17 protein-coding genes are annotated in these 22,015 nt (G+C 53.6%); 6 read left to right on the forward strand and 11 right to left on the reverse strand.

The window, feature by feature from the left end; genetic code table 11:
* Nucleotides 1–40: 40 nt before the first annotated feature.
* The 6 genes from phoR to HZ297_RS02335 form a co-directional block, all read right to left on the reverse strand.
* Entirely contained in the window at nucleotides 41–1,354 is a 1,314-nt protein-coding gene (gene phoR / locus HZ297_RS02310; RefSeq protein WP_178861357.1) for a phosphate regulon sensor histidine kinase PhoR, read from the reverse strand.
* A 2-nt stretch (nucleotides 1,355–1,356) separates the two neighbouring features.
* Complete coding sequence (gene phoB, locus HZ297_RS02315; protein WP_178861358.1) at nucleotides 1,357–2,055, reverse strand: phosphate regulon transcriptional regulator PhoB; 699 nt, start codon at nucleotides 2,053–2,055, stop codon at nucleotides 1,357–1,359.
* Between the two features lie 35 nt (nucleotides 2,056–2,090).
* Nucleotides 2,091–2,819, reverse strand: a complete 729-nt coding sequence (gene phoU, locus HZ297_RS02320; RefSeq protein WP_178861359.1) for a phosphate signaling complex protein PhoU — start codon at nucleotides 2,817–2,819, stop codon at nucleotides 2,091–2,093.
* Nucleotides 2,820–2,835: 16 nt separating this feature from the next.
* Nucleotides 2,836–3,654 (reverse strand): phosphate ABC transporter ATP-binding protein PstB, encoded by an 819-nt coding sequence (pstB, locus tag HZ297_RS02325; protein ID WP_178861360.1) that lies wholly within the window; start codon nucleotides 3,652–3,654, stop codon nucleotides 2,836–2,838.
* Between the two features lie 82 nt (nucleotides 3,655–3,736).
* Complete coding sequence (gene pstA, locus HZ297_RS02330) at nucleotides 3,737–5,383, reverse strand: phosphate ABC transporter permease PstA (RefSeq protein WP_178861361.1); 1,647 nt, start codon at nucleotides 5,381–5,383, stop codon at nucleotides 3,737–3,739.
* A gap of 23 nt (nucleotides 5,384–5,406) precedes the next feature.
* On the reverse strand, nucleotides 5,407–7,677 hold the full coding sequence (locus tag HZ297_RS02335) for an ABC transporter permease subunit (protein WP_178861362.1): 2,271 nt from the start codon (nucleotides 7,675–7,677) through the stop codon (nucleotides 5,407–5,409).
* A gap of 378 nt (nucleotides 7,678–8,055) precedes the next feature.
* Here HZ297_RS02335 and glnA point away from each other — a divergent pair, with 378 nt between their 5' ends.
* Complete coding sequence (gene glnA, locus HZ297_RS02340; RefSeq protein WP_178861363.1) at nucleotides 8,056–9,462, forward strand: type I glutamate--ammonia ligase; 1,407 nt, start codon at nucleotides 8,056–8,058, stop codon at nucleotides 9,460–9,462.
* A gap of 125 nt (nucleotides 9,463–9,587) precedes the next feature.
* Here the strand turns inward: glnA and glnE are convergent, their stop codons facing one another.
* Both glnE and HZ297_RS02350 read right to left on the reverse strand, forming a co-directional pair.
* A complete protein-coding gene (gene glnE, locus HZ297_RS02345) occupies nucleotides 9,588–12,326 on the reverse strand; it encodes a bifunctional [glutamate--ammonia ligase]-adenylyl-L-tyrosine phosphorylase/[glutamate--ammonia-ligase] adenylyltransferase (protein WP_178861364.1) in 2,739 nt (912 codons plus the stop codon).
* 218 nt (nucleotides 12,327–12,544) lie between these two features.
* A complete protein-coding gene (locus HZ297_RS02350; RefSeq protein WP_218644506.1) occupies nucleotides 12,545–13,354 on the reverse strand; it encodes a class I SAM-dependent methyltransferase in 810 nt (269 codons plus the stop codon).
* Between the two features lie 187 nt (nucleotides 13,355–13,541).
* Between HZ297_RS02350 and HZ297_RS02355 the strand changes: the two genes are divergently transcribed.
* Together HZ297_RS02355 and HZ297_RS02360 are read left to right on the forward strand one after the other, a co-directional pair.
* The gene (locus tag HZ297_RS02355; RefSeq protein ID WP_178861365.1) at nucleotides 13,542–13,880 is read left to right on the forward strand and encodes a P-II family nitrogen regulator; all 339 of its coding nucleotides are present in this window, start codon (nucleotides 13,542–13,544) and stop codon (nucleotides 13,878–13,880) included.
* A 35-nt stretch (nucleotides 13,881–13,915) separates the two neighbouring features.
* On the forward strand, nucleotides 13,916–15,160 hold the full coding sequence (locus HZ297_RS02360; protein ID WP_178861366.1) for an ammonium transporter: 1,245 nt from the start codon (nucleotides 13,916–13,918) through the stop codon (nucleotides 15,158–15,160).
* Nucleotides 15,161–15,237: 77 nt separating this feature from the next.
* On the opposite strand, the gene HZ297_RS02365 is transcribed toward HZ297_RS02360, so the two are convergent.
* The gene (locus HZ297_RS02365) at nucleotides 15,238–15,666 is read right to left on the reverse strand and encodes a hypothetical protein (RefSeq protein WP_178861367.1); all 429 of its coding nucleotides are present in this window, start codon (nucleotides 15,664–15,666) and stop codon (nucleotides 15,238–15,240) included.
* A gap of 74 nt (nucleotides 15,667–15,740) precedes the next feature.
* Between HZ297_RS02365 and HZ297_RS02370 the strand changes: the two genes are divergently transcribed.
* The 3 genes from HZ297_RS02370 to HZ297_RS02380 all read left to right on the forward strand — a co-directional run bounded on the left by HZ297_RS02370 (nucleotide 15,741) and on the right by HZ297_RS02380 (nucleotide 20,149).
* Nucleotides 15,741–16,529: a flagellin N-terminal helical domain-containing protein gene (locus HZ297_RS02370; protein ID WP_178861368.1), complete on the forward strand. Its 789-nt coding sequence runs from the start codon at nucleotides 15,741–15,743 to the stop codon at nucleotides 16,527–16,529.
* 175 nt (nucleotides 16,530–16,704) lie between these two features.
* Nucleotides 16,705–19,476, forward strand: coding sequence for a valine--tRNA ligase (locus HZ297_RS02375; RefSeq protein ID WP_178861369.1), 2,772 nt, complete (start codon nucleotides 16,705–16,707; stop codon nucleotides 19,474–19,476).
* The gene (locus tag HZ297_RS02380) at nucleotides 19,454–20,149 is read left to right on the forward strand and encodes a TIGR04211 family SH3 domain-containing protein (protein ID WP_178861370.1); all 696 of its coding nucleotides are present in this window, start codon (nucleotides 19,454–19,456) and stop codon (nucleotides 20,147–20,149) included. Before HZ297_RS02375 ends, HZ297_RS02380 begins: the two co-directional genes overlap by 23 nt.
* Nucleotides 20,150–20,217: 68 nt before the next feature.
* Here the strand turns inward: HZ297_RS02380 and HZ297_RS02385 are convergent, their stop codons facing one another.
* Both HZ297_RS02385 and xerD read right to left on the reverse strand, forming a co-directional pair.
* Nucleotides 20,218–20,949: a DsbC family protein gene (locus tag HZ297_RS02385; RefSeq protein WP_178861371.1), complete on the reverse strand. Its 732-nt coding sequence runs from the start codon at nucleotides 20,947–20,949 to the stop codon at nucleotides 20,218–20,220.
* A gap of 103 nt (nucleotides 20,950–21,052) precedes the next feature.
* On the reverse strand, nucleotides 21,053–21,970 hold the full coding sequence (gene xerD, locus HZ297_RS02390; protein WP_178861372.1) for a site-specific tyrosine recombinase XerD: 918 nt from the start codon (nucleotides 21,968–21,970) through the stop codon (nucleotides 21,053–21,055).
* Nucleotides 21,971–22,015: the final 45 nt, after the last annotated feature.

The raw sequence follows: 22,015 nt of genomic DNA on the forward strand, positions 1-22,015 counted from the left end.
CTATAAAAAAAGGGGCTTCATGCCCCTTTTATTTTAGCGGTTAGTCGTCATCATCAGCCGACTCGCTGACCTGCACCCTTTGCAGCGCAAAGTCGCAGCGGAAGGTCGAGCCCTTGCCGATCAGACTGTCGACATGCAATTTGGCGTTATAGCGCTCCAGAATATGTTTGACGATCGCCAATCCCAGCCCGGTGCCGCCGGTGGCGCGCGAGCGCGCGGTGTCCACCCGGTAGAAACGTTCCGTCAAACGCGGGATATGCTCCTTGGCGATGCCGATGCCGGTATCCGTGACCGCAAAATGGGCGCCTTTGGCGTCGTGGTACCAACGCACGCTGATTTTGCCGCCGGCGGGCGTATAACGCACCGCATTGGAGACCAGATTCATGAACACGCTTTTGAGCGGCTCCGCGTGGCCGCGAATCAACAGCGAGTCATCCACCGCAAACTCAAAATCATGCTGCCCTTGGCTGAGCTGTTCGGCTTCGGTATGCAGTTTTTTCAGAATGGTCGGCACATCCACCATGACCTCTTTGGCGGTAATGGTTTCCGACTCCATTTTAGACAGGGTCAGCAAGTCCTCCAGAATGGCCTGCATGCGTTCGGACTGGTTCTCCATATTCTGCAAGGCCGGCAACCACATCTCCTGATGCGGGCCGGGGGTATCGATCATCGCTTCCAGATAGCCCTTCAGCACCGTTAAGGGGGTGCGCAACTCGTGCGACGCATTGGCGATAAAGTCGCGGCGAATCTGCGCCATATTGTAAAGGTCGGTAATATCCCTGACGATCAGCAGCTTATGGTTATCGAAATAGGGAATGATCTTGATGCGGAACGTGCGCTGTACGCCTTGCAACGAATGAATCGTCAAGGATTTCTGATAGGATTGCGCTTTGAGATATTCGATAAACTGCGGCTGGCGGATCAGGCCTTCGATCTTGCGGCCTACGTCCTGGCGGCGCAGTTCGAGGATTTTTTCGGAGGTGGCGTTAAACCATTCGATGTGATTCTGCTGATCCAACGACACGATCGCATCCGGAATCAGCATGGAAGCGGCTTTGAACTGTTCCGACTTGTAGAACTGCAGGTCGGCGTGTTTTTCCAGCGCGCGCTGCTTGCGCGACACCAGATAGGTCAACTCGCTCCATAACCCCGATGCCGGCGGGAATGCGGCCTGGGTGCCGCCCTCCATCCACTTCTCGAACTTGCGCATGCTCCATAACTGGCGCGCAATATAAAAAAGCAGATAGAAAACGAAGCCCTCTATCCACCAATCGGTGACCCAGCAAAAAAACAGCAGCGCCCACAGCGTGGTGACGATCCACGTAAGTTCCCGCTTGATCCCGCTGGAAAACACCTTCAGGCCTCAATCACCGAGAAACGGTAACCGGAACCCCGAATGGTTTGAATATAGTCGGCCACGCCGGCCGGTTCGAGAATCTTGCGCAGACGGCGGATATGCACATCCACAGTGCGCTCTTCCACCACCACATTCTCGCCCCAGACATAGTCCAGCAGCTGCATGCGCGAATAGACGCGGTTGGGATGCGTCATGAAAAAGTGGATCAACTTGAATTCGGTCGGCCCGAGTTTGATCTCTTCGTTATCGACGCTAAAACGGTGGCTGCTCAAATCCAGCGCCATTTTACCGGCCTGCAAGCGCTCTTCGCCGCCCGGCTCCACGTCCTGACGGCGCAATAGCGCTTTGATGCGCGCCACCAGCGCGCGCGGCGAAAACGGCTTGACCACATAATCGTCGGCACCGGCTTCGAAACCCTGCACCTGATCATCCTCTTCGCACTTGGCGGTGAGCATGATGATCGGAATCGCGCGGGTTTTGTCCTGCTGGCGGATGCGCTGCGCCAACGAAACGCCGCTGACGCCCGGCAACATCCAGTCCAATAGAATCAGGTCGGGCATGGCCTCGTTGGTCACCTGCCAGCCTTGCTCCGCATTGGGCGCTTCCAACACGCTAAAATCGGCCGAGCTCAAGGTAAATTTGAGCATATCGCGGATGGCCGCTTCGTCTTCGACAATCAAGATGGTCTGTTTACTCATAAACTCCGGTCGCCTGTGGCTTTGCAATGAACATCCTATTTTAGGTTGTTTAGGAACGCCGTCAACTTCTCCGGGTCGATATTGCGAATATCGCGCCCTTCCACCAGATAAACCACGCTTTCGGCGATATTCGCGGCGTGATCGGTGACACGCTCGCTCGCCTTGAGTGCATAGACCATCTCCAGCAGACATTCCGGATCGATCTGTGCGGCGTGAAAACCGTCCACCACTTTGGCAATCGCCACCTTAAGCAGTCGATCCATGCGTTCCTCTTCGTCCAGAATCTGGATGACTTCGGACAAGTCCAGACGCGCAAACGCATTCAACACCTGCTTCAACATGGCATTGGCGGTATTGGAAATCTCCAGCAGTTCGGCGTAACCCGGCAAATCCGGACAGGCCACCCCTTTGTCGGACAGTTTGACCACCAGTTTGGCGGTTTTGGTGACTTCGTCGCCCATGCGCTCCAAATCCACCGCGATGCGGATCGCCATGATAATCAGGCGCAGATCCGAGGCGGTCGGTTGCTGGCGCGCCAGGACGCTGGCACACAAACGGTCGATCTCGACCTCTTCCTTGTTGATCAGGCGGTCGATCACCAAGACCTCTTTGGCCAGTTCCACGTCTCCATTGGACAGCGCCTTGACGGCATTTTCCAACTGCCGTTCGACCAGACCGCCCATTTCCAGAACCAGATTAAACAGGTCTTCGAGGTTACGGTTAAGCTGTTCTGAAATATGTGTTTTAAATTCCGTTCTTTCCATGACTCACTCCTCTGGCTTAGCCGTAACGTCCGGTAATGTAATCTTCTGTACGCTTCATCTGCGGATTGGTGAAGAGCGTATCGGTGTCGGTGTACTCAATCAGTTCGCCCATATACATAAAGGCGGTGTAATCGGAAACACGCGCCGCCTGCTGCATATTGTGGGTGACGATCAGAATCGTAAATTCCTTTTTCAACTCGAAAATCAGCTCCTCGATCGCCAGCGTGGAGATCGGGTCGAGCGCCGAGGTCGGCTCGTCCAACAACAGCACTTCCGGTTTGATGGCGATGGCGCGCGCAATGCACAGACGCTGCTGCTGCCCGCCCGACATGCCCAGAGCGTTTTCGTTCAGACGGTCCTTGACCTCATCCCACAAGCCCGCACCTTTCAACGCCCACTCCACGGTTTCGTCGAGCGTCGTCTTGTCGTTGATGCCCTGCAGACGCAGACCGTAGGCCACGTTCTCGTAAATCGATTTAGGAAACGGGTTGGGCTTTTGGAACACCATGCCGACGCGACGGCGCAGCGAGGCGACATTCATCTCTTTGGCGTACATATCGTCGCCATGCAAAGTCATGCAGCCTTTGACATTGACGATGTCGATCAGGTCGTTCATGCGGTTGAAACAGCGCAGCAAGGTCGACTTGCCGCATCCTGACGGACCGATAAACGCCGTCACGCGGTTTTCGGGCACGACCATATTGATGCTTTTCAATGCCTGCTTGGAACCGTAGTACAGATTCCAATCCTTGACCTCGATGGCGACCTTCTCATCTGCCAATGACAGCCCTCGAATATCGCGATCCAATGCCACACTGATATTTTGTTCACTCATCTCTCTATTCCTCTCTGACCCGGCCTGTTGAGTTTTTGGCCGGGTTAAAAATTCGATTTTTCTTAGTCGCTAAATCTAATGTTTAATGATCCAGCGACTTATATTTTTCGCGCAGGCGGTTACGAATCGTAATCGCCCCCAGATTCAATCCGAGGATAATCAGCACCAGCAACAGCGAGGTCGCATAGACCAGCGGCTGCGAGGCTTCCACGTTAGGGCTTTGGAAACCGACATCGTAAATATGGAAGCCCAGGTGCATGAACTTGCGGTCCAGATGGACAAACGGCGCCACCATATCCAGCGGCAACTCCGGCGCCAACTTGACCACGCCCACCAGCATCAAGGGAGCCACTTCGCCCGCCGCGCGGGCGATCGCCAGAATCAGACCGGTCATAATCGCCGGCATCGTCATCGGCAGCACAATGCGCATAATGGTTTCCGACTTGGTGGCGCCCAGCGCCAGCCCGCCTTCACGCAGGGCGCGCGGCACACGCGACAAACCTTCCTGGGTGGATACAATCACCACCGGCAGGGTCAGCAGCGCCATCGTCAGCGACGCCCACAGCAGGCCGGGCGTGCCGAACGTCGGGCTTGGCAAGGCATAGCTGTAGAACAGTTCGTCGATCGACGATCCCAGAATATAGACAAAGAAGCCCAGACCGAAGATACCAAAGACAATCGAAGGCACCCCGGCGAGGTTATTGATGGAGATGCGCACCATGCGCAGCAACACACCTTCTTTGGCATACTCGCTCATATAGATCGCGGCGATGACCCCCATCGGCGTCACAAAAATCGCCATCAGCATCACCATCGTCACCGTACCGATAATCGCCGGGAAAACCCCGCCCTCGGTGTTGGCTTCGCGCGGTTCGTCCCACATGAACTTGCCGATGTTGCTAAAGAAGAAACCGATCGACTCCGCCGTCGTCATATTATTAGGCTGCCAGAAGCTGACGATTTTATTCACCGGCACGTTCAAGGTACGCTCACCGGCAATGCGCAGCGTCACCTCACCCGTAGACTCGGCCTGTTGATACAGCACCTGAACGGCTTGATGCAGGGTATCGAACTCCTTTTGCAGTTCGGCACGTTCCGCCGCCAGACGCGCTTCGGCTTTGGCGTCGAAATCGTTGTTGGCGCGCAGGCGTTTCTCCTCCAGACGCAGGCCTTCTATCTTGTAGTTGATCGCACCGATCTCGATTTTTTCCAGATGATGGATCTCGCTGTGTAAAGCGGAGCCCTTTTCAACCTGCTCGGCCAACATCTCCAGTGCCTTATGTGGATTGTATTCGACCTGTCCGTTGAGCTTGACCGACTCGATATGGCCGTAGACGTTGCCGTACTCGTAACGCTCGATGACCACCACATCTTTTTCGAGACGCTCGACACCGCCCACCATGTCCTCACTACTGACCCAGCGGAAATCGATACCGTAGACATCACGGTTGCCGATTTTAAACAGATATTGCGGCACCTCTCGACTACCGTGCGGCGCCGTGTTGTCCTCAACCTGCTTCATTTTGGTGTCGTGCAGCTCACCGACAATCACTTCCTGCTGCCCGCTTTGATGCTGCACCTCAATGTGATACACGGCGTGCGGCCAGAAATGGATCAGGCCCTTCCACGCAATCATGCCCAGTAGACCGAACACCAGCACCACACTGATACTGACGGTTGAAGCGCTGAACCAGATCCAATGTTCGCCTTTTTTAAACCACTCTTTCACAATCAAACTCCTTACCAGCGAACTTATAGCGAACCGTATTTGCGGCGCATGCGTTGACGCACCACTTCGGCCAGGGTGTTGAACACAAAGGTGAAGATAAACAGCACCAGCCCCGACAGGAACAAGACGCGGTAGTGTGAACTGTCCACCGCCGCTTCCGGCATTTCCACCGCGAGGTTGGCCGCCAGCGTGCGCATCCCTTCAAACAGGTTGGCTTCCATCAGCGGCGTGTTACCCGACGCCATCAACACAATCATGGTTTCACCGACACCGCGCCCGAAACCAAGCATAATCGCCGAGAAAATCCCCGGACTGGCCGTCGGCAGCACGACACCCACCAGTGTCTGCCAGCCGCTGGCACCCAGCGCCAAGGAACCGTTGATCAAATAGCTCGGGACGTTATAGATGGCGTCTTCGGTGACCGAGAAGATGGTCGGAATCAGCGCAAAGCCCATCGCAAACCCGATGACCATCGCATTGCGCTGGTCAAAGTCGATGCCGGCACTGTAGGTCAGCCAATGACGCATATCGCCGTCAAAGAAGGTGTTTTCCAGCGGATCGCTCATCTGCAACGCCAACCAGCCCAGAATAATCACCACCGGAATCATCAGGATGGCGCGCTTGCCTACCGGCACCAGCAAACGGATTTTTTCCGGCAGATGCGCCCACATCAGGCCGAAAGCCACAATCCCCAACGGAACCACGATCAGCAACGAAAAGAAGCCGGGCAGATGCGCTTCCATATAAGGCGCCAGCCAAAGCCCCGCCAGAAAACCGAGGATAACCGTCGGTAGCGCTTCAATCAGCTCAACAGACGGCTTAACCCACTGACGTGTTTTCTTGTCCATAAAGAAAGCCGTGAAAATCGCCGCCAACACCGCGATCGGCACCGCAAACAGCATCGAATAGAGCGCCGCCTTCAAGGTACCGAACGTCAGCGGCGTCATCGAGAACTTGGGTTCAAAATCGGAACTGGCCGAAGAGGACTGCCAGACATAATCCGGCTCGCTGTAACCTTCGTACCAGACCTTGCCCCACAGGCTCGACACCGACACATCCGGATGATGGTTCTCGATCTGGTAGTGCACCAGCTCGCCATCGGCCGTTTCCACCAGCGCGCCGTCGCCACGGCTCGCCAAGGTCACAAACACCGCCGGCTGCTGACTCACCTGACTTTCATTCAGGTGGCGCTCCGCGGTGGAGTGAAACAGGTTGAAGGCGCCGGCATCATCGGTTGTTGCAAAGCCTTTACGCCCTTTTTCGATGGCAATCGCACTGATCGGTGACTCGCCGACCTTGAAGCTGCGAATCGACTGCAACGCAAATTCGTTGTGCTGGTTGCGCACCGGGAACCACTGGTACACCACCCCCTTGTCGCTTCCCAGCATCAGCGAGTAATCGCCCAGCAGGAAACGCGCGACCGTCAACTGCTCGCCGGCCGGCAACAGATTCAGATGCTGCACCAAACGCGGATTCTCCAAATCGCTCAGGTCAAAGTAATCCGCCACACCCGACTTGCCGATCAGGTAGAGGTTGCGCATACTGCCGTCCAGCAGCAGCCAGTCGACATTACCATTGGCGTTGACACTGCTTGCATAGCCCTCTTCGAGAATCAAATTATCCGACAGCATCGATTCGATTTTGCCGAACTGCTTGACTTGCAGCTGACTGGAACCGGCCTGTTGATAAACAAACACAATATCCGACTCGTTCTGTTTCACCGCCAGCTTGACGATCTTGCTGTTTGCCAGCGCAATGATGTCCTCGCCAAACGGAAATTCGACCTTAGGCGTGATGGTACGCACATCGTTTGGATAGGAGACGCTGTAACCGTATTTAGCCAATAGCACCCCGCCGCCGCTCAAGCCAAACGCCAGCAGATTGTCCGCTTCGGACACCACCGTAAAAGCGGTGATGCTTTCGCCGTTCAACGGCAGACGCTCGGCCGAAATCTGCTGGCCGTCCGCCACCTTGAAACCCACCATCTCACCACTCTCGGTAAAACGCAGCGCGGTTTCCTGATACTCATCCATACCGTAGTACAGCGTGTGCTGCGCCTTGCTGCCAGGTACAATAAACTCCGATTTCTTATCCACGCTGGCGGGCACAAACAACGGCAATACCACATACAGCAAGAAAAACATGATCAGCAAGACCGCCATAATGACGCCGACACCGCCGATACTGATCCCAAAAGCAGAAGCCGAATCCTTGAGATTGCGTCGTTTCACGCGACGTTCAAACTCCGGCCCTTTCAGCGCTTGCTCGAGCGCCTGCTGTGTTTGACTATTCATAAAATTTAGACCTGTAATAATCGAATGGGGTATGGTTAAAATATCAATTTGGCGCTAATATACTTCGCTAATATGACAAACAGATTGCAATGCATAATCACTCTGTAAAAAAATGCGATTAGGTCAAAATCGGGGCGTGGAACAACGCGCTCCGCGACGAATCGAAAGCCGGTGAAAATGCACCAAAAAAAAACCAGAGCACCATAAAAGATCATGATCCGCCTGTTTTTTCAGCATTAATGTCAACCTCATAATTCCCGTTTATACTTTCAAATCAACCACTTGAAATATAAATAAGAAAAATTGGATTTTTGGCACGGTTCAAGCTAATATCCACAACGTTTATTTAAATAACCCTCCTACAAAGGACACAGCAATATGCCACAAGCGATCTTAGATTTAATCAAAGAAAACGATGTGAAATGGGTTGACCTGCGTTTCACCGACACAATCGGTAAAGAACAGCACGTAACCATTCCTGCGTCAAAAGTTGACGAAGATTTCTTTACTGACGGCCAATCTTTCGACGGTTCTTCAGTCCGCGGCTGGAAAGGTATCCACAACTCTGACATGGTTCTGATGCCACAAACTGACGGCTATGTAATGGATCCTTTCACTAACGACCCTACTCTGATTATCCGTTGTATGATCGTTGAACCTTCCACTATGGAAGCTTACGAAAAAGATCCTCGTGGTATCGCTAAACGCGCTGAAGCTTACCTGAAGTCTACCGGCGTTGCTGACTCTGCCTTCTTCGGTCCAGAACCAGAATTCTTCATCTTCGACGACGTTCGTTGGGGTGCGGACATGACGGGTTGTTTCGTTAAGATCGACTCTAACGAAGCGGCATGGAACTCTGAAAAAGTATTCGAAGGCGGTAACATGGGTCACCGTCCAAAAGTCAAAGGCGGTTACTTCCCGGTTCCTCCTGTTGACCAATTGCACGAAGTGCGCGCTGACATCTGCGCCATGGCTGAAGCAATGGGTCTGAAGCTGGAAGCTCACCACCACGAAGTGGCTAACGGCGGCCAGTGTGAATTGGCAGTTGGCGGTAACACTTTGACTGCGAAGGCGGACGAAGTACAAATCCTGAAGTATGCCGTTCACAACACGTGCCAAGCGTTGGGCAAAACAGCCACGTTCATGGCTAAGCCAATCGTGGGTGACAACGGTTCTGGTATGCACATCAACATGTCGCTGTCCAAAAACGGCAAAAACATTTTCGCCGGTGATGTTTACTCGGGTCTTTCACAAGAAGCGATCTGGTACATCGGTGGTTTGATGAAGCACGCGCGCGCGTTGAACGCTTTCACCAACCCAGGTACTAACTCTTACAAGCGTTTGGTTCCAGGTTTCGAAGCACCAATCCTATTGGCTTACTCTGGTAAAAACCGTTCAGCGTCTATCCGTATCCCATACGCTCCTTCTGAGCGTGCACGTCGTGTAGAGTTGCGCTTCCCTGACCCAACAGCTAACCCATACCTGGCGTTTGCGGCCTCTATGATGGCGGGCCTTGACGGCATCCTGAACAAGATCGATCCAGGCGCGCCTGCTGAAAAAGACTTGTATGACTTGGAGCCGGAAGAAGAAGCAACCTTCAACACCGTGTGTTCTTCTTTGGATCAAGCGTTGGAAGCATTGGATGCAGACCGCGAATTCCTTAAAATGGGCGGCGTGTTCACTGACGAAGTCATCGATGCTTACATCAAGCTGAAGATGGAAGACGTCACTCGTTTCCGTGCCACTACGCACCCAATCGAGTTCGACATGTACTACTCAGCTTAATCAACAAGCTGCCTAGTCAAACAAAAAGCCCGCTTTCGCGGGCTTTTTGCTTTTTAGGCTTTTGAAAACTGAACAGGCCGGGTCAAGTTATAACACCCGGCCTGTTCAGTTTTGTGGCTTGATTTTTAAGCGCCCATCAACTGCTGCCAAATCGCCTTGACCGCTTCGCGCTGCGGCAGATAACAGGTGCTTTCCACCAACGGCTTCTGGTTTTGCAACGCCACACGATGGTATTTGGAGCGGTAGGTTTTATAGGCATCCACCAACTGCGCCACCTGCTCGCCACTCAGCAACCCGGCCTGCTCAATCGCTTCCAACATGCGGATATTGTCGCTATAAACCGCCAATCCAGGATGCTGATGCGCAAACGCCAGCACCAGATACTGCACCATAAACTCGATATCGACGATCCCGCCCACGCCGTGCTTGAGGTCAAACACCTCATCGGTGGATTTATCCAGCGAATCGCGCATTTTCTGACGCATCTCCGCGACCTCAGAACACACCTTGTCGGCATCGCGCGACTGGCACAGGAAACGGCGTCTGAATTCATCAAACGCCGCCCGGCTTTGGCTATCTCCCACCACCGCACGTGCGCGGGTAAACGCCTGATGCTCCCAGTTCCACGCCTTGTTTTCGATATACGCCTTGTAGGCCTCGAAATCGACCACCATCAACCCGGACGCCCCGTTGGGACGCAAACGGGTATCGATCTCATACAAAATGCCGGCCGGCATCAAGGTGGTGATCAACGAAATGACTTTCTGCCCCATGCGCACAAAATAGAGCGAATTTTCCAGTTCACGGCCGCTGTCGCTTTTGGCCAGATCACTCGGACTGACACCTTCGTACAGCATCACCACGTCCAGATCGGAACCGTAACCCAACTCGATGCCGCCGAGTTTGCCGTAACCCAGCACCAGAAACGGATTACGTACCTGCTCGGCGGCCAGACCGCCAGGCAGCCCGGTGCGACGCTGCATAAAACGCCAGGCAAACTCCACCACGCCATTCAAGGTCGCCTCGGCAATCCACGTCAGATAGTCGCTGACCTTCATAATCGGCACGCTGCCGGTCACATCGGCCGCCGCCACCTTAAAGACCTGGGCATGACGCCACTGACGAATCTGCTCCATAAACTGCTCCTCGTCATCACCCACCTCTTGCAGCAGATGGCCGACCTCGCGGTTCAACGCATCCAATTCCAGCGGCGCATAGAGTGAGCGTTCATCCAATAACTGATCCATCAACGCCGGATAACGCGCCAACATATCACTGAGCCACGGACTGACACGGCACAGCTCCACCAGATGTTTCAAAGCGACCGGATTCTCCTTGAGCAGCACCAGATAGACACTGCGTTGCACCACGCTTTCCACCACCTTGAGCACGCGCTGCAAGGTTTCAGGCTCAAACGTTTGTAGCAACAGGCGTTGCAGCAACAGCGGCATAAAGGCGTTCAAACGCTCCACCCCCTCTTTGCTCAAACGCCCGACCGAACGGGACTCTTTAAAATCGCGCATCAGTTTCAAAAACACTTCCGCCTGCTCGATCTCCAGGCCGTGCAAATCCTCTTCCGTCTGCAAATCACTCAACCAGATATTGCTGAAAGGCTGCACCTCCTGTGTCGCCGCCTCCTGCGCAAAGACTGCATTGAATTGCGCCTGCACAAAGTCGCGGTGACGGTTCAGCTCAACCATAAAGGCCGCATAATCCGCAAACCCCATCGATTCGGCCAAAGCCTGCTGCTGTTCAGGCTGCGTCGGCAACGCATGGGTCTGCTGATCCATCCACATCTGCAGCCGGTTTTCCGCACGGCGCAGGAAGATATAAGCGGCGCGCAGCCCGTCATGCGCCTCCTGATCGATATACTCACGCTCCAACAACAACGCCAAGGTCGGCAACAGCGAGCGACCCTGCAAGGCTTTGTCGCGCCCGCCATGCACCAACTGGAACGCCTGCACAATAAATTCCACTTCGCGGATGCCGCCCGGCCCAAGCTTGACGTTTTCCTGCATGCCTTTTTTGGCGACTTCCGCCGCAATCATCTGCTTGAGTTCGCGCAAGGATTCCATTGCGCTGAAATCGACATAACGACGGAACACAAACGGCCGCAAAATACTGAAAAGATATTCGGCTTCACGCTTATCGCCCGCCATCGCCCGCGCCTTGACCAAGGCATAACGCTCCCAGGCGCGGCCGTGCACTTCATAATAATGCTCAATTCCGGCAAAGCTCACCGCCAGCGGCCCAGCATCGCCAAACGGGCGCAAGCGCATATCCACCCGATACACAAAACCGTCTTCGGTCATCTCCACCAGAGACTTGTTGAGCGCCTGCCCCAGGCGGATAAAAAACTGGTCGTTTGACGTGCTACGCGCCGCACCCTGCGTTTCGCCGCCTTCGGGGAAGACAAAGATCAGATCGATGTCCGAGGAGAAATTGAGTTCCTGACCGCCCAATTTGCCCATCCCCAGCACAATCATCTTTTGCGGCTCGCCCGATTCGTTGCCAATCGGCGTGCCGTAGCGCTCGCAATGTCTTTCGTAATGCCAGTCCAAAGCGCTGGCCACCAGCGCATCGGCCAAGTCGGACACCTCGCGGATCGACTCCTCCAGTTCCGCCAACCCTTTCAGATCGCGGATGGCGATACGCGCCATCAGTTTATTGCGCTGCTGGCGCAGATGGCGTTTCAGTTCGTTTTCATCCGCCGAAGCGCGTACCAGCGCGTAAACCTCGCGATATAGCTGCCCCGGTGCATTTTGTGTTTGCCAAAAAGTCTCATCCATGACTTCAGGGTAGCGTCGCGCCATATTCTCCACAAAACGACTCCACGACTGCACCTGTTCAAGACTATAGCCCATTGCCTCTCCTTAACTTAATTGACACCGCACCATGCCTGCGGATAACTGCACTCTATTCGGTTGAATGTAGCATGAAAACGCCCTTGCAGCTGCCTTTAAATGCCGCCGGAAGGCGCTTTCATTCAGAAATTTGATGCAAGACAAACTTGCCTACCCGGCCTGTTGACTTTTTTCGCCCGATTTTCGCCGAAGTTTTTTTGCGGGCACAACACACCATCCTAATCGTCGGCGAAGTCACCAAGCGGAATTACCGGACGCTCGCTTATCTCATACAGATACAGACGCGTCTGGCGGCGATCGCTAAGCTCCCAAACCTGCGACGGCGCAACATCGGGCACGGCAAAACTATTGCTCACAAACACACTCCCCGCGCGCATCTCCGCCTGCACCTTCTGCCACAATTTCGGCATCGGCTCGGGCGACAAAAAGGCGTACACCATGTCAAAGCCGCTCAAATCGACTTTCCATAAATCCTGGGCATGGATCTCACCGCCCCGCCACCAAGCCTGCAGACGCGAGATAAAATAGGGCAAAGGCGCGGTTTCCACCCCCAAAGCCCGTTCGATTTGCGGCAAGCGACTCATAAAGCAGACATTGCCCCCTAAACCGCATCCCAAATCAATAAAGCGCTGCATCCGGCCTTGCTGCGCCGCCCGTTCTTCGGCCAACACCCTCAAGGCCTGCCGCGTTACCGAGTTGGTCAAATACAACGGTACCCGCTCCTTATTGACGTTGGCAAACACCAGCCAGAGCACCACAAAAACCGACAAACTCCACCATGGATCCATTTGGATTATCCAGGCGCCGTACAGCCCGAGCGGCAATAAAAACTGAATCCAGCGCCACCACACCGGCAGGCGCCAACTCAGCAGCGCCGCCAAGCCTCCTTGCATCAACACCAACCCCCAGACGGGATAGGGAGGGGTGAAAACATGGCGCGCCATATAGACACCCACCGCCAAAATAGCTAACGCCACAAACTGCAGCAACAACGCCCGCAACAGCTTACCCACACCGCCCTCAAACAAAATGCACCACCTTAATGCAATAAAGCACCACTTGGTTCCAAAATTGGTTTTTTAATAAAAAATAATGCCAGGAAATACAAACAGAAAATCCACATATATATGATTTTAAATGGTATTTATTAAAACTGGCACATTAAATGTTTTAGGTTAAGCGAAACGCTATATCCATCAAATCAGAGAGGTTAGTATGAAACTGGTTGTTGCAATTATCAAACCTTTTAAACTCGATGATGTCCGGGAAGCTTTGCACGAAGTGGATGTGCACGGCATGACAGTGACGGAGTCGAAAGGTTTTGGCCGTCAAAAAGGCCATACAGAGATCTATCGCGGAGCTGAGTACGCGATTGAGTTTTTACCAAAACTGCGCCTTGAAATCGCGGTTTCAGACGACAAAGTGGAACGCGTGGTTGAAGCCATTGGTGCTGCAGCCCGTACCGGCAAAATCGGGGATGGCAAAATCTTCGTTCTGCCTATCGAACAAGCGGTCCGCATCCGTACAGAAGAAACCGGCGACGTCGCTCTATAAGGTCGCACTAAAAAGAGAAATGTGAGGAAATAATTATGGAACAAATAACGCATCTCAGCTATGCAATGGACACCTTCTACTTCTTGATGTCCGGCGCTCTGGTCATGTGGATGGCAGCAGGTTTTGCCATGTTGGAGGCCGGCCTGGTCCGCGCCAAAAACACCACGGAAATTCTGGCTAAAAACGTCGGCTTGTTTGCCATCGCTTCAATCATGTACATGTTGGTGGGTTACAACATCATGTACGGCGACAGCATTAACAGCTACATCCCGGGCATCAGCTTCCTGCTAGGTGGCGACAATGCCGTGGCAGATGTTCTTGCCAGCAACGGTGAGACTTACTATTCAAGTATGTCTGACTTCTTCTTCCAGGTTGTGTTCGTAGCGACCGCCATGTCGGTGGTATCCGGTGCTGTGGCTGAACGTATGAAGCTGATGTCGTTCTTCGTCTTCGCGATTGTGATGACAGGCTTTATCTATCCGGTTGAAGGCTTCTGGAAATGGGGCGGCGGGTTCCTTGACGAACTGGGCTTCTTGGACTTCGCAGGTTCAGGTATCGTTCACATGACAGGTGCCGCTGCTGCTTTGGCCGGTGTTATGGTACTGGGTGCTCGTAAAGGCAAATACGGTCCTAACGGTGAAGTACGCGCGATTCCGGGTGCCAATATGCCTCTGGCTGCACTGGGTACCTTCATCCTGTGGTTGGGTTGGTTCGGTTTTAACGGTGGTTCTGAGCTTAAAATCTCTAACATCGAAGAAGCCAATGCGGTCGCCATGATCTTCGTGAACACCAACATGGCTGCGGCCGGCGGTGTCATCGGTGCCCTGTTGATCTCTAAAATCCTGTTCGGCAAAGTTGACTTGTCAATGATCCTGAACGGCGCTTTGGCTGGTCTGGTTGCCATCACTGCCGAGCCTTTGACTCCAACACCATTGGCTGCAACGCTGATTGGTCTGGTAGGCGGTATCATCGTAGTGTTTGCCATCCTGGCAATGGATAACAAACTGAAAATCGACGACCCGGTAGGTGCGATCTCTGTTCACGGTATCGTCGGTATCTGGGGTCTGATTGCGGTAACCTTCACCAATGCGGATGCTTCTTTGAGCTCACAGCTAATCGGTACTGCAGTGATCTTCGCTTGGGTATTCATCACTAGCTACATCGTCTGGAGCATTATCAAAGCGGTTATGGGCGTACGTGTTAGCGAAGAAGAAGAGTATGCCGGTGTGGACAAATCAGAATGTGGTATGGAAGCTTACCCAGAGTTCACCAACAAATAATCCTTTCTTAGTCTGAATTACTCCTCGGTAATCAAAGCTTGGCCCCGTTTACGGGGCTTTTTTTATCTACAAAAGCATCACAAATTGCGCATCTTGTACAAAAAGCGCAGCCAGTAATCCTTTAAGGTCAATTTGGGCTCAAGCGGATGCGAAAACACCAACAGCACCGACGTTGTTTGCGGATTGAACAACGGATGCTTGGACCAATCCATCAAATCCTCGTAAGCCACCCCCGAATCCATCGCAATCAACTGCCAAGGAAAATTCCTGCTGTCAGCTATTACGCGCGGCCCGTCAAGGGTAAATTCCAAACGGAGTTTCTCTTCCAAAATGACCGTTTTGGTTTCACCCGACTCCATCCAGATGCGAATCACCTCCCCGGCTTCCAGCAAGGTCCCGTAGGGCAAAAACTGATAATTGGCGTTCAAACTCGTCACCGGATTATCCACCAACGGCGGACCTTCCGGAAACTTAAACTGACAATAACCTCCTGAACAACAAGACATTTTTAGCTTTCCTCAACACTCAAAAAATCGTAATATATTCAATAACGAATGCATTTTAGAAGCGGAGCAAGATCATGGCAATTCAATCCTACGGCTCTATCACATCCAACAGCTACATTCCCAATGTTACCCCAAGCAGCAGCCTGGCAACGGGAAGCCGCATCAATCAGGCAGCAGACGATCCGGCCGGCTTGGCGGTGACCGCCTCTTTGACGACACAGGTTAACGCGCAGGACATGGCTGTGCAAAATGCCAATAACGGCATCGCCCTCTTGCAAACGGCCGACGGCGGCAGTCAATCGATTACCCAAAGCGTATTGCGCATGAACGAACTGGCGCTGCAAGCGCAGAACGGCACTCTGTCTGACCAGCAACGCTCTATGCTGAATGTCGAGTTTCAGCAGAACCTGGAAAACATTAACAACATTGCCAACAACACCAGTTACAACGGCATCAACTTGCTAAACGCTGATACCTCAAACGTCAATATCGCACTGAATGACAGCAATAACGCGCTGAACCTGCCGAATTTCACAACCGATTCATTGGGACTAAGCGGCTTGGACATCAGCAACTCCGCCAATGCCGCACTGGCACTGCAAGGCCTAAGCACGGCAACGGAACAGCTCAGCAACGGCCGCGCGCAATTCGGCGCCCAGCAAAACGGCCTGATTTCAAGCGTGAACAATTTGAACTCGCAAAACGTCAACACCCTGGCCAGCCGCAGCACCATCAGCGATGCCGACATGGCACGTGTTGCCACTGAACAAACCCGCCAATCGATTTTGAATGAAGCCTCAATGGCGATGCAAGCGCAAGGCAACCAGTCTCGCGCCAGCGTCTTACAACTTCTAGGTAGCTAAGGACGCACAAAACGTCCCCTTTAAATTTGTCTTCCTCCTAGAAGCACCTCATCGGCCACCGACATTTTCTCATGGTGGCCGAATTTTTTCCTTTTTTCTCCCCCTAACACCCACCAAGCCCATGCGCTCTTTGCTATAATTTTGGGCTTATTACATTTAAGAAAACAAAAGACCGATGGAAAAGCATTTCGACCCCAATACAATTGAATCCAAGTGGTACCAACTCTGGGAAAACAAAGGGTATTTCAAACCGCAAAATAACGACGCGGCTCCCTACTCCATTATGATCCCGCCGCCAAACGTCACCGGCAGTCTGCACATGGGCCACGCGTTTCAGGATACGATTATGGACACCCTGATCCGCTACCATCGCATGCAAGGCAACGACACCCTGTGGCAACCGGGTACCGACCATGCCGGGATCGCCACCCAGATGGTCGTCGAAAGACAGCTGGCCGCCAAAGGTTTGAGCCGCCACGATCTGGGACGAGATGCATTTATCGACAAAATCTGGGAATGGAAAGAAGAGTCCGGCGGCACCATCACCAAACAGTTGCGCCGCCTGGGTGCGTCACCTGACTGGTCGCGCGAACGCTTCACTATGGACGATGGTCTGTCGAATGCAGTCAAAGAAGTCTTTGTACGCCTCTATGAGGAAGGCCTGATCTATCGCGGCAAACGCCTGGTGAACTGGGATCCGATCCTGCACACCGCGGTATCCGACCTGGAAGTCATCTCCGAAGAGGAACAGGGCAATCTATGGCACATGCGTTATCCATTGTCCGACGGCTCCGGCCATCTGGTGGTCGCCACCACCCGTCCTGAAACCATGCTCGGCGACCAGGCGGTCGCGGTCAACCCGGAAGACGAACGTTACAAGCACCTGATCGGCAAAACCATCACCCTGCCGTTGGTGGATCGAGAAATCCCGATTATCGCCGACGACTACGTCGATCTGGAGTTCGGAACCGGCTGTGTCAAAATCACCCCGGCGCACGACTTCAACGACTACGAAATGGGCAAACGTCACAATTTGCCGATGCTCAACATCTTCACCATCGATGCCGCCATCAACGACGAAGCGCCGGAAAAATACCGCGGCCTGGACCGTTACGAGGCGCGCAAACAGATCATTGCCGACCTGGAAGCCCTGGGGCTGATGGAAGACATCAAACCGCACACTTTGATGGTACCGCGTGGCGACCGCTCGCATGCCGTCATCGAACCTCTGCTGACCGACCAATGGTATGTTGCGGTGGAATCGCTTGCCAAACCGGCCATCGACGCCGTCAAAAACGGCGACATCGAATTTGTGCCTAAAAATTGGGAAAACACCTATTTTGAATGGATGAACAATATCCAGGACTGGTGTATCTCGCGTCAGATCTGGTGGGGGCATCGCATCCCGGCCTGGTACGACGAAGCCGGCAATGTCTACGTCGGTCGCGATGAAACGGAAGTGCGCGGAAAACACAATCTCGCCGCAGATGTCAGCCTGCGCCAGGATGATGATGTTCTGGACACCTGGTTCAGCTCTGCACTCTGGACCTTCTCAACCCTGGGCTGGCCGGAACAGACTCCGGAACTGGCTAAATTCCACCCGACTTCAGTATTGGTCACCGGTTTCGACATCATCTTCTTCTGGGTTGCACGCATGATTATGATGACCTTGAAGTTTACCGGCCAGGTACCTTTCAAACAGGTCTACGTGCACGGTTTGGTACGTGACGGCGAAGGTCAGAAGATGTCCAAGTCCAAAGGCAACGTGCTCGACCCGATCGACCTGATCGACGGTATCGATTTGGAAAGCCTGGTGCAAAAACGCACTTACGGCATGATGCAACCGGAAAAGGCGGCCAAAATTGAACAGGCCACCCGCAAACAGTTTGCCGACGGCATTCCTGCCTATGGCACGGATGCACTGCGCTTCACTTTTGCGTCGCTCGCCTCGACCGGACGCGATATCCGCTTTGACCTGAACCGCGCCGAAGGTTACCGCAATTTCTGCAACAAGCTGTGGAACGCCACGCGTTACGTGCTGATGAACACCGAAGGTTACGACACCGGTGTGGACGCCTCCCAGCCGGTGGAACTCTCTCTGGCGGACCGCTGGATTGTTTCGCGCCTGCAGCAGATTGAAGAGGAAGTCGCCAAGCATTTTGACAACTACCGCTTTGACCTGGCGTCGAACGCGCTGTACGAGTTCACTTGGAACGAATACTGCGACTGGTATCTGGAGCTTGCCAAACCGATATTGAATAGCGCCGACAGCAGTGACGCCGCCAAACGCGGTACACGTCGCACGCTGGTGCGTGTACTGGAAGCCTTGTTGCGTCTGCTGCATCCGGTCATTCCGTTCATCACAGAGGAAGCCTGGCAGGCGGTAGCGCCTTTGGCCGGGAAAGACGGCGCCACCATTATGTTGCAACCCTATCCGCAAGCGGAAGCCGATAAAATCGACAGCGCCGCCATGGCCGAACTGGAGTGGGTTAAACAGTTCATTATGGGCGTGCGCCGCATTCGTTCCGAAATGGACATCGCACCTAGCAAAGCTCTGCCGGTACTGTTAGCCAGCCTGAATGACACCGATGCAGCCTGGCTGGAAAACAACCGTCTGTTCTTGCAGTCTTTGGCCAAGCTGGACAGCATCACGGTCTTGCAAAACGAAGCCGACGCACCGGAATCCGCCGTGAGCCTGGTCGGCGAAATGAAGGTGCTGATCCCTATGGCCGGTCTGATCGACAAGGACGCCGAACTGGCGCGCCTAGCCAAAGAGATTGGTAAACTGGAAGGCGAAATCAAGCGTTTGTCAGGAAAACTCGGCAATGAGAGTTTTGTGGCCAAGGCCCCTGCAGACGTGGTGGCGAATGAACGTCAGAAACTCAGCGACAATGAAACCGCACTGAATAACTTGAAGGTTCAATATGAAAAAATTCAGCAACTTTAAAACGCTCGCGCCGGCCATCCTCCTTGGTCTGAGCATTCTGAGCCAGCCTGTACAGGCGGTCGAATCCGCGGCAGGCGGCGTGCGCTACATCACCGACTCGTTTGAAGTCCCGATGCGCAGCGGCGCCAGCCACAAGCACCGCATCAAACGCATGGTCAAATCGGGCAGTGAAGTCAAACTGCTGGAGGTCAACGAAGAAGGCTGGGCCAAAGTCAGTTATGCGGGCACAGAAGGCTGGATGCCGGCAATGATGCTCGAAAACCAGCCGATTGCCCGTGACCGTCTGGATGCCCAAATGGCCAAAACCACTGCGGTGGAGGCTAAACTCAACGACTTGAAACAGGAATTGAGCACCCTGCAAATCCGCTATGACGAAACCAGCAACGAACTCAAAACCGTCAAGCAGGAGAAGTTTGAAATCACGCAGGAACTGAACCGCCTGAAAGAGGTTTCCAGCGGTGCGGTTGAACTGGACAAGCAAAACCAGGAGATGAAAGCCCGTCTGTCCCGCCTGGAAGACGACAACGCGATTATGCGCGAACAGATCGACCAGTCTGACGATGCCATCAAACGCCAATGGTTCCTGACAGGCGGCGGCGTGCTCCTGCTGGGTCTATTGCTGGGTCGTTTCTTCAGAGTGCCTAAAAAACGCCAGAAATGGGGTGAACTTTAAAAGCCAACTCTGCTAAAAACGCAAAACGCCCTCTTATGAGGGCGTTTTTGTTGATAACAACCGTGCGCTTAATGCTTTTGCTGCAACATCTGCACCAACTCTTTGGCCGGCACATACCCCGGAATCATGTCGCCGTTCTCAAGAATGATGTTCGGCGTGCCATTCACGCCAAATATCTGTGCCTGTTGCATATGCGCCAGAACCGGATTGTCGCAGCTTTTGGAAGCCACCTGTTCGCCGGCCATCAGCTTGTCCATTGCTTCATTACGATTTTCCGAACACCAGGCTGTTACCCCCTTCTGATAGGCCGGTGATCCGGCGCCGGCACGCGGATAAGACAAGTAACGCACCGTGACCCCCGCTTCGTTCAAAGCCGGAATCTCTTTATGCAACTTATGGCAATACGGGCAGTCGATATCGGTGAATACCGTCACCACATGCTTTGCTTGGCCTTTTGCTGGGTAGGTAATCATGCTATCGGCAGGAATTTTGGCCAATGCGGCTTTGCGGGCGTTGGCCTTGGTGCGTTCCGTCAGGTTTTCACGGGTATGCAGATCGATCAAACTGCCGTTCAAAACGTATTTGGCATCGCCCGTCATGTAAATCACCATCGGCCCCACCGAAACCTCATACAGCCCCGGAAGTACGCTGGGGGTGATGTTTGCGTCAGGCGCATCCGGAATAATGTTTTTCAACTGCTGCTGAATCGCTTGCTTATCACTTGCCATATCGGCATTTACCGCCGAGAAAGGCAGCGCTCCCAAACTCAACGCCAAAACTGTTTTTTTCAAAATATGCATCGTTAAACCATCTGTTGCTTTATAAAGTGCATGGGACTATAGCACAGTTTTAACCCGCTTCCCAATGCTCGAATATGGATAAAATCTGACGATAGACCCCCGCTCATCCGCGCGGATGATGCTGCTGGTGAATGCGGTGCAGTCGCTCTTTGGCAACGTGTGTATAGATTTGTGTGGTGGAGAGATCGCTGTGCCCCAGCAACAGCTGCACGGTTCGCAGATCTGCCCCGTGATTGAGCAGATGCGTGGCAAAGGCATGGCGCAGACCATGCGGAGAGAGCTTGCCGTAAATGCCTGCAGCAAAGGCGAGTTGGTGTACCCTGTGCCATAGAGTCTGGCGCGTCATCGGCCGTCCGATGCGTGACACGAATAGCGTCGGCACCCATTTCTGCCCGACCAGCTGCGGACGGGCATCACGCACGTAGCGTCCTATCCACTCTATGGCCATCTCGCCCATCGGCACAATACGCTCCTTGGAACCCTTGCCCGTCACCTGCACCAGTCCGGCACTTAAATTGACCTGTTCAAACGGCAGCTCCACCACTTCGGACACGCGCAAGCCGGACGCATACATCAACTCTAAAATCGCGCGGTCACGCAACCCCAAAGGCGTCATGACATCAGGGGCATTCAATAGCGCGTCAACCTGCTTTTCACTGATGACCGACGGGATTTCGCGCGGGATTTTGACGGCTTTGAGCAAGGCCGTCGGGTCGGAAGCAATTCGCTCGTTGAGCGCCAACCACTGATAAAAGCGCTTTAAGGTAGAAAGCAAACGTGCATTGCTCTTGGCTTTGCGCCCCTGATCCTGCATGGATAACAGAAAATCTTCGATATGCTGCTTTTCAGCCTGCTGAATTGCCAGCGGCAGGCTTTGCAATTCCCACCAGGCCAGGTAGAGCTGCAGATCTTTGCGGTAGGCCGCGAGAGTATTGGCGCTCAGCCCTTCGACAAAGGCGAGCTGATTGAGAAACTCCTCGCAAATTGCGGGCAACGGAATGGAGAATGGGGCACGCTTCATTAGACAGCTTTAAAGGGATTAACTGAAATCCATTATACGGCAAGC

It is taken from the genome of Thiomicrorhabdus cannonii (genome assembly GCF_013391695.1).
Taxonomy (GTDB): domain Bacteria; phylum Pseudomonadota; class Gammaproteobacteria; order Thiomicrospirales; family Thiomicrospiraceae; genus Thiomicrorhabdus; species Thiomicrorhabdus cannonii.

What these genes read in the sequence shown, in the direction of transcription:
- pstB (WP_178861360.1), bottom strand. Translation starts at nt 3,654, where the DNA reads ATGAGTGAACAAAATATCAGTGTGGCATTGGATCGCGATATTCGAGGG.
- glnA (WP_178861363.1), top strand. Translation starts at nt 8,056, where the DNA reads ATGCCACAAGCGATCTTAGATTTAATCAAAGAAAACGATGTGAAATGG.
- HZ297_RS02360 (WP_178861366.1), top strand. Translation starts at nt 13,916, where the DNA reads ATGGAACAAATAACGCATCTCAGCTATGCAATGGACACCTTCTACTTC.
- xerD (WP_178861372.1), bottom strand. Translation starts at nt 21,970, where the DNA reads ATGAAGCGTGCCCCATTCTCCATTCCGTTGCCCGCAATTTGCGAGGAG.
- HZ297_RS02380 (WP_178861370.1), top strand. Translation starts at nt 19,454, where the DNA reads ATGAAAAAATTCAGCAACTTTAAAACGCTCGCGCCGGCCATCCTCCTT.
- glnE (WP_178861364.1), bottom strand. Translation starts at nt 12,326, where the DNA reads ATGGGCTATAGTCTTGAACAGGTGCAGTCGTGGAGTCGTTTTGTGGAG.
- phoU (WP_178861359.1), bottom strand. Translation starts at nt 2,819, where the DNA reads ATGGAAAGAACGGAATTTAAAACACATATTTCAGAACAGCTTAACCGT.
- phoB (WP_178861358.1), bottom strand. Translation starts at nt 2,055, where the DNA reads ATGAGTAAACAGACCATCTTGATTGTCGAAGACGAAGCGGCCATCCGC.
- HZ297_RS02335 (WP_178861362.1), bottom strand. Translation starts at nt 7,677, where the DNA reads ATGAATAGTCAAACACAGCAGGCGCTCGAGCAAGCGCTGAAAGGGCCG.
- HZ297_RS02385 (WP_178861371.1), bottom strand. Translation starts at nt 20,949, where the DNA reads ATGCATATTTTGAAAAAAACAGTTTTGGCGTTGAGTTTGGGAGCGCTG.
- HZ297_RS02375 (WP_178861369.1), top strand. Translation starts at nt 16,705, where the DNA reads ATGGAAAAGCATTTCGACCCCAATACAATTGAATCCAAGTGGTACCAA.
- HZ297_RS02355 (WP_178861365.1), top strand. Translation starts at nt 13,542, where the DNA reads ATGAAACTGGTTGTTGCAATTATCAAACCTTTTAAACTCGATGATGTC.
- HZ297_RS02365 (WP_178861367.1), bottom strand. Translation starts at nt 15,666, where the DNA reads ATGTCTTGTTGTTCAGGAGGTTATTGTCAGTTTAAGTTTCCGGAAGGT.
- HZ297_RS02370 (WP_178861368.1), top strand. Translation starts at nt 15,741, where the DNA reads ATGGCAATTCAATCCTACGGCTCTATCACATCCAACAGCTACATTCCC.